Source organism: Gallaecimonas mangrovi, assembly GCF_003367375.1.
GTDB classification, from domain to species: Bacteria; Pseudomonadota; Gammaproteobacteria; order Enterobacterales; family Gallaecimonadaceae; genus Gallaecimonas; species Gallaecimonas mangrovi.
Map to the genome: position 1 here is coordinate 3,805,177 of NZ_CP031416.1, position 12,648 is coordinate 3,817,824.

Below are 12,648 nucleotides of genomic sequence, written 5' to 3' on the forward strand. Positions count from 1 at the left end.
AAAAGGACGTTATGGATAAGATCCTGGTGATTGATGACAACAGCGCCGTTGGCCAAGCGCTAACGGTGTTGTTTACGTTGCATGGTTTTGAAACCGCCACCGCGCTCACCCCCCAGGCTGGCCTTAACCGGCTGGCCGAAGGGGATATAAGCCTGGTGGTGCAAGACATGAACTTTAGCGCCGACACCACCAGCGGCGAAGAAGGCAAGGCGCTGTTTTTTGCCATTCGCGAACGCTTTGCCGACTTACCCATTATTCTGCTCACCGCCTGGACCGAGCTAGAAACCGCCGTTGAGCTAGTAAAAGCAGGTGCCGCCGACTATTTGGCCAAGCCCTGGGACGATGCCAAGCTGATTGCCACCGTCAAAAACCTGTTAGAACTGGCCGAGCTTAATGCCAAGCAGCAAATTCGCGCCAGCGAACGCCATCAGCGCCGCCAAGCCATTGCCGACAAGTTCGACTTGGGCGGCTTGGTATACCAGTCAGACGCCATGCAACAGTTACTGGAAATGGCGCTGCAAGTGGCCAAGGCCGAGGTGTCGGTGCTAATAACCGGCCCCAACGGCGCCGGTAAGGAAAAAATTGCCGACATCATTCAGCGCAACTCCAGTGTCGCCAAAGGCCCTTTTATTCGGGTCAATGCCGGTGCCTTACCCATTGAACTGATGGAAGCCGAGCTCTTTGGCGCCGAACCCGGCGCCTTTACAGGCCTTAATAAAACCCGCATTGGCCGCTTTGAGGCGGCCGACGGCGGCACCCTGTTTTTGGATGAAATCGGTAACCTTTCGCTGGCCGGGCAAATGAAACTGCTACGGGTGCTGCAAACCGGCGAGTTTGAACGGCTGGGCTCCACCCAAACCCGCAAGGTTAATGTCAGGCTCATTTCCGCCACCAACAGCGACCTGCCTGGCGCCATTGCCGCTGGCGATTTTCGTGAAGATCTTTACTACCGCCTCAACGTGATTGAGCTGACCCTAGCACCGCTCAAAAACCGCGCCGAAGATATTTTACCCCTGGCCCGCCATTTTTTAGCCGGCCGGCCCTTAACCCTGGAAGCCTGCCGGGCCCTGGAAAACCACGACTGGCCGGGCAACGTACGGGAGCTGGAAAACTGCCTCAAGCGCGCCGCCTTACTGGCCAGCAATGAGCGCATCGACGTGGGCGACTTAAACCTGCCGCCGCAGGCAATGCGGCGCCCGCGCCCCGCCTTTGAGCCTGACGAGCAGCAACTGCGCGAGGTGCTGGCCAGGGCGCCCAGCATCAGCGAAGCCGCCCGGCTGTTAGGTTTGTCACGCCAGGCGCTTTACCGACGCTTAGAGAAATACGGAATAACACCACCATGAGTATTGAAGGCAAGCTCGCCGCCGTATTGGCACTGAGCCTTTTTTTGCTGGTGACCCTGGCGGGCTTTTTACTTCACCTTGGGGTAGGCGTTTGGCTGGCACTGCAAATTGCCTTGTTGGTAGCCCTTACTTGCGGCCTGGCCTTTGGCCGCCTGTTTACCCGCCGCCTAAACCGCGGCTTGGACGCGCTTACCACCGGCCTTTTAAACTTTAAAGACAACGACTTTTCGGTATCTTTAACCCGTAGCGGCAACGACGAACTGGCTAAGCTGGCGGCGCTTTACAACGATGCGGCGCAAAAGCTGCGCGGTGAAAGAGCCCATATTTATCAGCGCGAATTGATGCTCGACACCGTGCTGCAAAGCTCACCGGTGGCAATGCTGCTATGTAACCAGAACCAGCACATTCTCTACGCCAACCCGGCGGCGCGACAGCTGTTAGCTGACGGCCATGCCATTAACGGCCTGCTGCTACCCGAACTGCAGCAACAGCTGCCACAAGCCATAAAAGACGCCCTGGAAGCCGGGCAAGACGGCCTTTTTACCTTAGACAGCGGCGCCGAACCACAAATTTGGCACTTGTCACACAGCCACTTCCAATTAAACAGCCAGCGCCATCAGCTGTATTTATTCAAGCAACTTACCCGCGAACTCAACCGCGCTGAAGTCAGTACCTGGAAGAAGGTTATTCGCGTTATCAGCCATGAGCTCAACAACTCGCTGGCCCCCATTGCCTCAATGGCCCACTCCGGCCAGCAGTTAGTGAATAAACCCGACCCGGCGCTGCTAACCCAGATTTTTGACACCATCAGTGAACGGGCCAACCACCTTAGCCAGTTTTTGCATGGCTATGCGCGGTTTGCCCGCCTGCCGCAGCCACAATGCCAAGCCATTGACTGGCGCGAGCTGCTGCAAAAGCTGTCGGGAGTGGTTGAGTTTCGGCTACGGCAAACCCTGCCAGAGAGCCCCGGCTGGGGCGATCCGGCGCAGTTGTCGCAGGTGCTGGTGAATTTGTTGAAAAACGCCATTGAGGCGGGCAGCCAAGCCAAGGAAATTGAGCTGGCCATTCACAGCCAACCGGGCTGGCACTGCCTGGAAGTGGTGGACCGGGGCAGCGGCATGAACGAGCAGGTGCTAACCCAGGCACTGCTGCCGTTCTACTCCACCAAAAAAGAGGGCACCGGCCTTGGCCTGGCACTGTGCCGGGAAATAATCGACGCCCACGGCGGCCGCCTGCATTTGGAAAACCGCCCATCGGGCGGCCTTCGGGTACGCATTTGGCTGCCGCTGGCGGCCAAGGTTTAGCCTGGCCTTACCGCCAGATAAATGGCCGGCAAGCCTTGTTGGTTTTTCATGGTAAACACTAAAAAGTCGTGGCCATCAATGGACACCGGCGCCGGAAGTCTGGCGTCGTGCTCGGGCACAATTTTACTGACTTCATCCCGATTAATGTCGTATTGCCAAATGCAGGCTACCGCACCCTGGTTGGCAAAATAGGCATAGGGCTGGTGCCGGGCCATGACCAGGCCACTGATATTCCAGCTGCTGCCGGGCGAAATGTGTGGGTCTTGCACCACTTGGTTGTCGCGGTCGTACAGCACAAAGGCGCTAGCTGAATGCTGCTTACGCACGTCATAGCGCTGGCGAAAGCCGTCAAGGTTATGAAAGATGTCGTAACGGGTGGGGTAATAAAGCGGCGCAGTATAAATAGCGAGCCATGGGCCGTCTTCATTAACGCTAAAGCTGTTACCAGCATCGAGAATGCGGCTGTAACGCTGTTGCTGCTGCGCGGTCATCGGCTGTGGTTTTTCACCGCTGCCCACCGGGTAAATCATCAACTGTGGTTCCGGATTTTGCGGAAATCTCAGCTCCTGCTGGTTGCCCCCCGGCACAAAAAACAGCAGGCCTTTTTTCACTTGCAGTGGCTGGCCAAGGGTGGTCCAGTACTTGGCGTGGAAAAGCAGCCGGGTCTGGTTGCTGGCCATGTTCAGCTCATACAAGCTGCCGCCTTTATCGTCACTGCTGACGGCGTAATACACATAAAGGGTACCGTTTTTATAAACCGCGGTTAGCCCGGCAACGCTTTGGCCTTTGGCCAAATGCAGCAAAGGCCGCCGCGGCCACGGCTGATAGTTTTCAGCGGCAAGAGCATTTTTGGAGGTGTTGTCCAGCTCCGACTCACGGGGAAATTGCATGCCTTTAATTAAGGCAGCAAGAGCCTGTGTGGGCTGTGACACCAGCGGCTGCTGGTCGGCGTAATAGCGCTTTTTTAGCCACGCTATGGCACTGATGTAAGCCGCTTCACAGCGCGCCGGTTCAGCGCCTGCCCGGCAGTCGTCATTGCTGATATGCCACCAGTCCAGTTGCTGCTTTTTCACTTCCACCGGATCGCGCGCATATTGGTGCGCCCGCTGGTACATGGCGCTTAGCAGCTCGTCCATCTGGCTGATAATAGGGTGGCTACAAATGTATTTTTCCCTTTCGGAATGGGCTTTCTGGCAATCGAAACTGGCCGCAGTTGCCACAAAAGGCAGCAGCAAGCTGACAGCGAAAATGAAAAGTGTTCGGCGGTACATAAGATTATTCCAGCATCAGGTATCGGTAGAAATGTGGTCCCAGTCTTGGCGCAGATAACCGGTTAGCCAGTTAAAGGCGTAGTGTCTTTCCATCACCACACTGCCGTTAACCTCTTGGGGACTGGCTTCCCCCTTGATGCGCGCATCAACTACCGCCCAGTGATAGCGGTATATGAGGTCGTTTTCATCAAGCAATTGCGGCAAGGCTCTTAATTTTGCGTCGTCAATAAATTGCTCGCGGCTGCGCGCTTGCATAAAGGTTACGGCGGCAGGAACGTCACAAATATCGGTGGGTTCACCCAGGTTGTCGACATACCCAAGCGCCCACAGCAGCACCCAGGCCGCCTCATAGCGCCAAACAAATTGGGTTTTGTCATACTCGCTGGGCGCCGGGTTTTCAATAAAACGCCGCTCTGCCTCGGTAAAAGCGCCTTGCAGTTGGTACTGGCCGATAACATCGTCGAGGATGTCTTGCTCTAAACCCTCGCCTTTTACCGCCACCATCAAGAGTGCCATGGCCCGCAGCGCCACTTCTTGCGTGGAACGCGTCAGCGCTTGGCTGCTATCGTCGATAACCGGTAAATGGGCAATGGTGGGGATATGACGCGCCGTTAACAGCGCAATAGAACGGGACCTTCTGTCTAAGGCCTCTTGAGAAACAACATCTTCCATGAGTACAACTTTCCTTGTTTAGCATTTATCCATGCCAAAAAGCGCGAATATCGAGCCGGCGATTTTACACAGCCCGTATTTTAAATTCGACAAGGTGCTCATTTTTATCAAATTACCGTTACAACTTCGTTGTGTTTTTATCTGGCAACAAACCCCTGGGCTTGGGTAATAAAGCCTCTCGGCGAGCTAAAAACAGGTTTTCTTACAGTCTGTTAGCGCCTTAACCGACCAATAGTTAAGGGTTTAGGTTAAACGGCAGTAAAAACCGTTAACGATCACAGTCGCCAGCGCTGACTTCTGGCAGTCTGGTGCAAAATAACTGACAGGTCTGACCCGTGCGCGCTCTGATTTTATTCACTTTTCTCGCTCTTCTTAGCGGCTGTGCCGACCAGCAGCCTGCCCCCAAAATGGGCTGGGCTCTGCCATTAAGCACCAAAGGCGCCAGCATTGTTGATAACAATGGCCACAGCGTGGTGCTTAAAGGAGTGAACTGGTTTGGCGCCGAGTCGGGCGAATTTGTGGTGGGCGGCTTGGATAAACAGCCGGTGGGAAAAATTGCCGATTTAGTGAAAGCTGGAGGCTTTAATGTGGTGCGCCTGCCTTGGAGCAACGAGCTGGTTGAGCGTAACCCCAAGGTAGCGGCCCAGTACCTTACCGCTAACCCGTGGCTTAAAGGCAAAAGTGCCTTGGCGGTTTTGGATGCGGTAGTCACTGCCCTTACCGAGCGTGGCATTGCAGTGATTTTGGATAACCACCGCAGCCGCGGCGACTGGTGCTGTGACGGTGACCACGGCGACGGCCTTTGGCACACCCCCGCTTACCCCGAACAAAAGTGGATGGCCGATTGGCTGACCATGGCCAAGCGTTACCAGCACAACCCGCTGGTGGTGGGCTATGAGCTGCGCAATGAAATTCGCTCGGACCACCAGCTGAAATTAAAACCAAGCTGGGGCGACGGCAATGCCAGCACCGACTGGCGCCTGGCCGCGAATAAAATGGGTAATGCGCTGCAACAGCTCAACCCCAAGGCGCTGATTATCGTTGGCGGCATTGATTATCAAGGCAATCTTAACGGCCTGCCGCAACACCCAGTGACCTTAAATCAGCCCAATAAACTGGTATACGCGGTGCACGATTATTCGTCCTGGCACGATGCCGACGCTTATACCTCGGATGCCGCTTTTGCTAAAAGCATCGAACCGCGCTTTGGCTTTTTATTTACAGCGCATTACCCGGTACCGGTAATGGTGACCGAATGGGGCGGCTGCACCCAAAAAGACGAAAACGGTAAGGCCTGTAGCCAAGACCGGATCCAGTTTCCGTTGATGTTCGCCCACTACCTAAATGCGCACCACTTAAGCTGGATTTGGTGGCCACTTAACGGCACCCAATCGGGCGGTTATAACCGCCATCACGGCGCGGTGGAAACCTACGGGATTTTAAATCCGTCCTGGACCGGTTTTGCCAACCCCAAGCTGATGAAGGTGATGCAACACACGCAATAAAAAGCCTTGCAAGGCCGCTGCTGGCGGCCTTTTTTAAGGCCGGGAAAAAAACCGGGTGAAGCGGTAATCAAACTGATTCTTATTTGTCGATAACAAGCTGTTATTTCAATAGATTTTTTTGCATTTAGACGTTTTCTGCTGCATCCTTTTTGGATAGGTAAAGGAGCGATAGATATGCAGGGCAATCCAGAGGTTATTGATTACTTGAACATGCTGATCGGCGGCGAGCTGGCGGCCAGAGATCAGTACCTAATTCATTCCCGCATGTATGAAGACTGGGGCCTGCCCCGGCTTTATGAGCGTATCGACCATGAAATGCAGGAAGAAGCCAGCCACGCCGACACCATTATTCGCCGGGTACTGTTTTTAGAAGCCACCCCGAACATGGACCGCGACGACTTGGACGTGGGCACTGACGTGGTGTCTTGCCTCAAGGCCGACCTGAAACTTGAGTACAAGGTGCGTGAGCACCTGGCCAAAGGCATTGAACTTTGTGAGAAAAAGGGCGATTACATTAGCCGCGACATGTTGCGTGCCCAACTCTCCGACACCGAAGAAGACCATACCTACTGGCTGGAAAAGCAAATTCGCCTTATCGATATGGTAGGGCTGGAAAATTACATTCAGTCGCAAATGAAGTAACAAAGGCCGCACTAATGCGGCCTTTCTTATGCCCCCGGCACCGGCATTAAACACACCAGCTTGCAGTCAGGCTGGGCCGCCGGAATAAGGGTGTTTTGTATAAAGCGTTGGCGGCCATTCGCGGTGTTAAATAGCCGTTCGCCCCCTTCCCGGTACTGCACCGATTGCGCCTGCCAGCACTGGCTAAAATCAAGGCTTTTGGCCATTAAGTCGTCTACCAAGGCTTGCAACTGGCTGTCCCCCGGATGGCGCGAGAAGTCACTTCGAAACTCAGCAACCAAACGTTCGGCTCTTACCGGCCAGTCCGCAATCAGTTGCCGGGCCAGCGGCGTTAAAAACACAAAGGCCAGCAGGTTGTGGCCCGCCTCGCCGTTATCAAGCCAGCCTTTAAAAAGCGCCTCGGCGCCGCTGTTCCAGGCTTGCATATACCAACAGCGGTCTAGCAGATAGGCGGGCATGGCCATGACCTTTGGCAAAGCCAGCAGCTCATCACTGACGGCTTTTGCCGGGGCGTCGGGCTGTTCTGGGTCACGCTTGGCGGCCAGTTCAAACAAGGTGGCCCTTTCGGCAAGACTGAGCTGTAACGCCTCGGCCAGCCGTACCAAGGCCGCAGCCGAGGCGCTAACTTGCCGGCCCTGTTCTAAAAAGGTAACCCAAGTAACGCTCACCCCAGCGGCATCGGCCAGCTCTTCGCGGCGCCAGCCGGGTGTACGGCGGCGGCCAAACGCTCTGGCAGGTGGCGTTAAACGTTCGCGATGGGCACGAATAAACTGGCCTAAAAGCCGTGGCGCATCAGTGTTCATGGCAGTTTTTGTACCAGTATAAAAACCTATCTTGTACCAGTTTATAGGCTGCTCAACAATGGCGATACGTTGTCGCTTCGAAGGAAAATTACCATGTCAAAACAAGACCATAACGCTGTTGTTAGCCGCCAGTTTAGCCCCCAGGCCGAGGCCTACCTGCAAAGTGCCACCCATGCCAGCGGTAAGGACTTAGCACTGCTGGCAGCAGCCGTTGGCCAACAGCCACAGGCTCGGGTGCTGGACATGGGCTGCGGTGGCGGCCACGTCAGCTTCACCTTGGCACCGCAGGTGGCCGAAGTGGTGGCCTGCGATCTGTCCAGTGACATGCTGGCGGTGGTGGCAGCCGAGGCGCAAAAACGTCAGCTAACCAATATTGTTACCACCGCCAGCGCTGCCGAAGCGCTGCCCTTTGCTGATGCCAGCTTCGACGTGGTGGCCACGCGATACAGCTGCCACCACTGGCAGGATATGGCGGCAGGCATAAAAGAAATGAACCGCGTGCTAAAACCCGGCGGCCTGGGCATTTTTGTCGATGTGGTCAGCCCTGGCAAACCGCTGTTAGATACCTGGCTGCAAAGCATTGAACTGCTGCGAGACCCCAGCCATGTGCAAGATGCCTCGCCGGCCATATGGCAGCAACGGCTGCAAGCCGCCGGTTTTACCGTGACCGAAGAGCATGCCTTTAAACTGCCGCTAAACTTTGCCGCTTGGGTAGCGCGCATGCAAACCCCAGAGCTGCAAGTGGCCGCCATTCGCGCCCTGCAGCGCCAGGCAGGCGGCGAAGTAGCGAGCTATTTTGGCTTCGCTGACGACGGCAGCTTTACGGTGGACACCCGCCTGATGTTTGCGCGTCGCCATTAAAAAGAGCGGCCCGCACACATTTATATTCTCTTAAGGTTCTCCTAAGATGAGGGCGCCAAGCTCGTTGCCTTGTTGTGGAGTACTGAATGAAACCTGGACATACCGGCGTTAAGCGCCTTTGGCTTGCCGGCCGATATTCCTGGCAGGGGCTGCGCGCCGCTTGGCGCAGTGAAGCCGCCGTTCGCCAGGAAATGGTACTCATTGCGGTAGCGGTACCTGCTTCCTTCCTATTGCCGGTGTCCGGTTTGGAACGGGCCCTGATGATAGCGTCAGTGATGCTGGTACTGGTGGTGGAATTACTCAACTCTGCCATTGAAGCCGTAGTAGACCGTATCGGTACCGAACACCATGAATTGTCCGGGCGAGCCAAAGACATTGGTTCCGCAGCAGTGCTTGTTACTCTCTTACTGGCAGGACTGGTATGGCTAAGTATTCTGTGGGACTCGTTTTCGGTTGGTTCATTGCTCTGAGCTTGAGCATTTGGCATGGGCCTGACTTTGCCCTGGCCCATTTTTGGTATCAGTTGGAAGGCGGCCAATGGGCGCTGCAAGAAAACTGGTTTACCAAAAATCTTATTCACGACGGTGGTAAGAAGTTATCGGCACTGATGCTCATCATTGTCTTCATTGGCCTGGCCGTTAACTGGAAAAAACCCTCACGCCGCCGCTGGGCTTACCTGGCCATTACCGCGCCGCTTATCGTTATCACCGTTGGCACCATCAAACATCTGGTACCGATGGACTGCCCCTGGAGCCTGAGCGTTTTCGGCGGTAAAGAACCCTTTATTCCCCTGTTTGCTGACCGCCCGGCCGGCATGCCGTCCAGCCAGTGTTTCCCGGCGGGCCATGCCAGCAGTGGTTACGCTTGGCTAGCGCTGTATTTTGCCATTCCCGGCCGTAAAAAGTGGGCTCTGCTGCCTGGCGCGTTATTGGGGCTGACCTTTGGTATCGACCAGCAGCTGCGCGGCGCCCACTTTTTGTCGCACGACGCCTGGACCATCATGCTCAGCCTGACCATCAGTGCCCTAGTAGCGCGGCTGATGCTTCCCACAACAGTTGGATCGCCAGTAGTGTCAGCACCACTTGAAACAGTCGGTGAAAACGGGCCTCGCTGATCCTGCCCAGCAGTTTAAGCCCTAGCCAATTGCCAAAGATGGAAGCCAGGAACATGGCAAAGATCAGCGGCCACCAGGGCTTAAACACAAAACCTGCCACGCCAAAAGCCACCCCTTTAGCCGCATGCTGGCAGCTCATGGTGGCAGCAAAGGTTGCTATCGACTGAAAGCGGTCTTTGCTGCGCGGCTTGATAAAGGCCGCCACCAAAGGCCCCGACGCCCCCACAAACAGGCTGATAAAACCGGTACCTAAGCCGCCCAAGCCAAGCCCGGCATTGCCGGCAACCACTTTGGGCATCGCCGGCCCCCAGCACAGGTAAAGCACAAAAACGGCGATCGCCAGTTGTAGCACTTCACTGGGTAGCTGCACCAAAAACAAACTCGCCAGCCAGGCCCCGATAAAACTAAAAGGCACGAATACCGCCAGCAGCTTCCAGTTGATATGCCGCCACGACAACAGCGCCCGGCCGATGTTTGAACCCAGCTGCACCAAGCCATGCACCGGAATAACAGCTGCCGGCGGCAAGATAAGCGCCATGACGGCAATTAAAATGGCACCGCCACCGGCGCCCATACAAGCGGTAATAAAAGAGGTAAAGGCCGACAATACCGTCAGCCCGAAAAAGGTAGTGTCCAGCATGACGGCTCCTGATGCCGGATAAAACGATAAGCCGATACTACCATCAACATCGCCACCAACCGGCGCGATTAACCCACCAGATAAGTGCCGGTGCCAAAGGCAATGTGGTCGCCGTTTTCGTTGTGCAGTTCCATGCGCGTAACCGCCACCTTGTTACCGGCCCGAATAATGGCAGCGGTGGCCACAAATTCATTGCCGCGGCCCGGACGCAGGTAATCGACACGCATGTCAATGGTGCCCATTTTGCCGAATTTCTCAGCCAGGGTTTTGGCGCTGGCACCGTCAAACTTGTCGGTGACCGAGGCGATAGCGGCCAGGCCGCCCACCACATCCAACACCGAGGCGGTAACGCCACCATGCAAAATGTTCTGCACCGGATTGCCCAGTAAGTCTTTTTTCATCGCAAAGCGCACCTCAACCACATCGGCTTGGTATTGGGTTACTTTCAAGCCCAGCACCTTGTTAAAAGGCATTTGCTCGGTGAAAAGTTCGCCAACCATCGCCAAGATCTCGCTGCGGTTTAGGGGCATGTCGGTCAATGATGTCATTTCCTTCCAACCCAGTTGTTTGATTCTGCTGACTTTTATTTTTAATAGCCGGATTATCACGGCCCACTTGAAAGACAAGGCTGCCTCCATCTATTACAATGGCGCCGCTATGAGCATGTCCCAAGCCCCCGTCTTTGTGAAGTCCTCCGATGAGTCGCCGCAATCTGTGCTGGCGTCGGTGTTCGGCTATGACGCCTTCAGGCCCGGCCAACAAGCGGTGGTAGAGGCCGTTTTGGCCGGACGTGACGCCTTGGTGATCATGCCCACCGGTGGCGGTAAATCGCTGTGTTACCAAGTACCGGCCTTGGTGCTGCCCGGTACCGCCATTGTGATTTCGCCGCTTATTTCCTTGATGAAAGACCAGGTCGACCAGCTACTGGCGATGGGCGTGCGGGCAGCCTATTTAAATTCGGCGTTGCCAAGGGACCGGCAAATTCAGGTGCTAAACCAGCTGCACCACGGCGAGTTGGACCTGCTGTATGTATCGCCCGAAAGGCTGAGCCACCCGGATTTTCAGCAGCGGCTGTTGGACATTCCCATTAGCCTCTTTGCCGTTGACGAGGCGCACTGCATTTCTGCATGGGGCCACGATTTTCGCCCCGAATACATGGCCTTAGGCCAACTTAAGCAGCACTTTCCACAGGTGCCGTTGATGGCGCTCACCGCCACCGCCGACAAAGCCACCCGCCAAGACATCGAGCAGCGGCTGAACCTGGATAATCCTTACTTTAATTTGTCCAGTTTCGACCGGCCCAACATTCGCTACCTGGTGGTGGAAAAGTTCAAACCCATCAACCAGTTGCTGCAATATCTGCAAGGGCAAAAGGGCCAGAGCGGTATCATTTACGCCGGGTCGCGCAAACGGGTAGACGACATTGCCCAAAAGCTTCGCGGCCAAGGCTTTAACGCTGCTGGCTACCACGCGGGGCTGTCCAGCGACGAGCGCCAGTTTGTGCAGGAAGCCTTCCAAAAAGACGAAGTGGATATTGTGGTGGCAACGGTGGCCTTTGGCATGGGCATCAACAAACCCGACGTGCGCTTTGTGGTGCATTTTGACTTGCCAAAAAACATCGAGTCTTACTACCAGGAAACCGGCCGCGCTGGCCGTGACGGCCTTCCATCAGAAGCCTGGATGCTGTTCGAGCCGGGCGATGTATCAAGGGTGCGCAGCCTAATTGAGCTTTCGGAAAACGAGGCTCAGCAAAAAGTGGAGCTGATGAAGCTTAATGCCATGGCAGGCTTTGCCGAGGGGCTCACCTGCCGCCGCCAGGTACTTCTAAACTACTTCGGCCAGTACAGCGGCGAGCGCTGCGGTAACTGCGATATTTGCCTGGACCCACCACAAACCCTGGACGGCACTGAACTGGCGCAAAAGGCCATGAGCTGCATTTACCGCACCGGCCAGCGCTTCGGGGTGGGGCATATTGTTGAAGTGCTGCGCGGTGGCCAAACCGCTCGCATCAAGGAGCTGGGCCACGACAAGCTCAGCACCTGGGGCATTGGCAAAGATCACAGTCACGATTATTGGGTCAGCGTTATCCGCCAGCTCATTCACCACGGCCTGGTGATGCAGGACATCACCCGCCAAAGCGCGCTGGTGCTGACCGAGGCAGCCCGGCCGGTATTAAAAGGCGAACGCCCCTTGATGCTGGCCGTGCCAAGGCTGGTCACCCGGGTTAAACAGACCCGCGCCACCGATAACAGCGCCGCCGACAAGGTGCTGTTTGCCCGCCTTAAAAAGCTCAGAAAGCAATTGGCCGACGAATTTGAAGTGCCACCCTATGTGGTATTCAACGACGCCACCCTGGCGGAGATGGCCAGCCATTTCCCCACCTCGGACGCCGAACTTTTGGCCATCAGCGGCGTTGGCCAAACCAAGCTGTCACGCTACGGCGAGCCCTTCCTGGGCCTGATTACCGATTACCTCAATAAAAGCTAAAGCGCT

At 55.7% G+C, this 12,648-nt stretch carries 13 protein-coding genes; 8 read left to right on the forward strand and 5 right to left on the reverse strand.

Annotated elements, in window-relative coordinates:
* Positions 1 to 11 precede the first annotated feature (11 nt).
* Both DW350_RS18120 and DW350_RS18125 read left to right on the forward strand, forming a co-directional pair.
* Positions 12 to 1,343 (forward strand): sigma-54-dependent transcriptional regulator, encoded by a 1,332-nt coding sequence (locus tag DW350_RS18120; protein ID WP_115720284.1) that lies wholly within the window; start codon positions 12 to 14, stop codon positions 1,341 to 1,343.
* Complete coding sequence (locus DW350_RS18125; RefSeq protein WP_115720285.1) at positions 1,340 to 2,647, forward strand: sensor histidine kinase; 1,308 nt, start codon at positions 1,340 to 1,342, stop codon at positions 2,645 to 2,647. The genes DW350_RS18120 and DW350_RS18125 overlap by 4 nt, the downstream gene beginning before the upstream one ends.
* Here the strand turns inward: DW350_RS18125 and DW350_RS18130 are convergent.
* Together DW350_RS18130 and DW350_RS18135 are read right to left on the reverse strand one after the other, a co-directional pair.
* On the reverse strand, positions 2,644 to 3,918 hold the full coding sequence (locus DW350_RS18130) for a lysozyme inhibitor LprI family protein (RefSeq protein WP_115720286.1): 1,275 nt from the start codon (positions 3,916 to 3,918) through the stop codon (positions 2,644 to 2,646). The two genes, DW350_RS18125 and DW350_RS18130, sit on opposite strands and share 4 nt — an antisense overlap.
* A gap of 15 nt (positions 3,919 to 3,933) precedes the next feature.
* A complete protein-coding gene (locus DW350_RS18135; protein WP_115720287.1) occupies positions 3,934 to 4,590 on the reverse strand; it encodes a DUF4272 domain-containing protein in 657 nt (218 codons plus the stop codon).
* Positions 4,591 to 4,925: 335 nt separating this feature from the next.
* Here DW350_RS18135 and DW350_RS18140 point away from each other — a divergent pair, with 335 nt between their 5' ends.
* Together DW350_RS18140 and ftn are read left to right on the forward strand one after the other, a co-directional pair.
* Complete coding sequence (locus tag DW350_RS18140) at positions 4,926 to 6,095, forward strand: glycoside hydrolase family 5 protein (protein WP_115720288.1); 1,170 nt, start codon at positions 4,926 to 4,928, stop codon at positions 6,093 to 6,095.
* A gap of 174 nt (positions 6,096 to 6,269) precedes the next feature.
* On the forward strand, positions 6,270 to 6,737 hold the full coding sequence (ftn, locus tag DW350_RS18145) for a heteropolymeric bacterioferritin subunit Ftn (RefSeq protein WP_115720289.1): 468 nt from the start codon (positions 6,270 to 6,272) through the stop codon (positions 6,735 to 6,737).
* Between the two features lie 26 nt (positions 6,738 to 6,763).
* On the opposite strand, the gene DW350_RS18150 is transcribed toward ftn, so the two are convergent.
* Positions 6,764 to 7,540, reverse strand: coding sequence for a helix-turn-helix domain-containing protein (locus tag DW350_RS18150; protein WP_115720290.1), 777 nt, complete (start codon positions 7,538 to 7,540; stop codon positions 6,764 to 6,766).
* A gap of 93 nt (positions 7,541 to 7,633) precedes the next feature.
* Here DW350_RS18150 and DW350_RS18155 point away from each other — a divergent pair, with 93 nt between their 5' ends.
* From DW350_RS18155 to DW350_RS18165, 3 genes are all read left to right on the forward strand, one after another.
* Entirely contained in the window at positions 7,634 to 8,401 is a 768-nt protein-coding gene (locus tag DW350_RS18155; protein WP_115720291.1) for a class I SAM-dependent methyltransferase, read from the forward strand.
* An 86-nt stretch (positions 8,402 to 8,487) separates the two neighbouring features.
* Positions 8,488 to 8,871 carry a diacylglycerol kinase gene (locus DW350_RS18160; RefSeq protein WP_115720689.1) on the forward strand — a complete coding sequence of 128 codons (384 nt, stop codon included), beginning with the start codon at positions 8,488 to 8,490 and terminating at the stop codon, positions 8,869 to 8,871.
* Between the two features lie 2 nt (positions 8,872 to 8,873).
* The gene (locus DW350_RS18165; protein ID WP_192954739.1) at positions 8,874 to 9,515 is read left to right on the forward strand and encodes a phosphatase PAP2 family protein; all 642 of its coding nucleotides are present in this window, start codon (positions 8,874 to 8,876) and stop codon (positions 9,513 to 9,515) included.
* On the opposite strand, the gene DW350_RS18170 is transcribed toward DW350_RS18165, so the two are convergent.
* Positions 9,418 to 10,155 carry a sulfite exporter TauE/SafE family protein gene (locus DW350_RS18170; protein WP_115720293.1) on the reverse strand — a complete coding sequence of 246 codons (738 nt, stop codon included), beginning with the start codon at positions 10,153 to 10,155 and terminating at the stop codon, positions 9,418 to 9,420. The genes DW350_RS18165 and DW350_RS18170 overlap by 98 nt on opposite strands.
* Positions 10,156 to 10,223: 68 nt before the next feature.
* Positions 10,224 to 10,703, reverse strand: coding sequence for a thioesterase family protein (locus DW350_RS18175; RefSeq protein WP_115720294.1), 480 nt, complete (start codon positions 10,701 to 10,703; stop codon positions 10,224 to 10,226).
* A gap of 115 nt (positions 10,704 to 10,818) precedes the next feature.
* Here DW350_RS18175 and recQ point away from each other — a divergent pair, with 115 nt between their 5' ends.
* Positions 10,819 to 12,642 (forward strand): DNA helicase RecQ, encoded by a 1,824-nt coding sequence (gene recQ, locus DW350_RS18180; RefSeq protein ID WP_115720690.1) that lies wholly within the window; start codon positions 10,819 to 10,821, stop codon positions 12,640 to 12,642.
* Positions 12,643 to 12,648 lie beyond the last annotated feature (6 nt).

Excerpts from the sequence above, each read along its gene's own strand:
- DW350_RS18120 (WP_115720284.1), top strand. The coding sequence starts at position 12 with ATGGATAAGATCCTGGTGATTGATGACAACAGCGCCGTTGGCCAAGCG.
- DW350_RS18125 (WP_115720285.1), top strand. The coding sequence starts at position 1,340 with ATGAGTATTGAAGGCAAGCTCGCCGCCGTATTGGCACTGAGCCTTTTT.
- DW350_RS18130 (WP_115720286.1), bottom strand. The coding sequence starts at position 3,918 with ATGTACCGCCGAACACTTTTCATTTTCGCTGTCAGCTTGCTGCTGCCT.
- DW350_RS18135 (WP_115720287.1), bottom strand. The coding sequence starts at position 4,590 with ATGGAAGATGTTGTTTCTCAAGAGGCCTTAGACAGAAGGTCCCGTTCT.
- ftn (WP_115720289.1), top strand. The coding sequence starts at position 6,270 with ATGCAGGGCAATCCAGAGGTTATTGATTACTTGAACATGCTGATCGGC.
- DW350_RS18150 (WP_115720290.1), bottom strand. The coding sequence starts at position 7,540 with ATGAACACTGATGCGCCACGGCTTTTAGGCCAGTTTATTCGTGCCCAT.
- DW350_RS18155 (WP_115720291.1), top strand. The coding sequence starts at position 7,634 with ATGTCAAAACAAGACCATAACGCTGTTGTTAGCCGCCAGTTTAGCCCC.
- DW350_RS18160 (WP_115720689.1), top strand. The coding sequence starts at position 8,488 with ATGAAACCTGGACATACCGGCGTTAAGCGCCTTTGGCTTGCCGGCCGA.
- DW350_RS18170 (WP_115720293.1), bottom strand. The coding sequence starts at position 10,155 with ATGCTGGACACTACCTTTTTCGGGCTGACGGTATTGTCGGCCTTTACC.
- DW350_RS18175 (WP_115720294.1), bottom strand. The coding sequence starts at position 10,703 with ATGACATCATTGACCGACATGCCCCTAAACCGCAGCGAGATCTTGGCG.
- recQ (WP_115720690.1), top strand. The coding sequence starts at position 10,819 with ATGTCCCAAGCCCCCGTCTTTGTGAAGTCCTCCGATGAGTCGCCGCAA.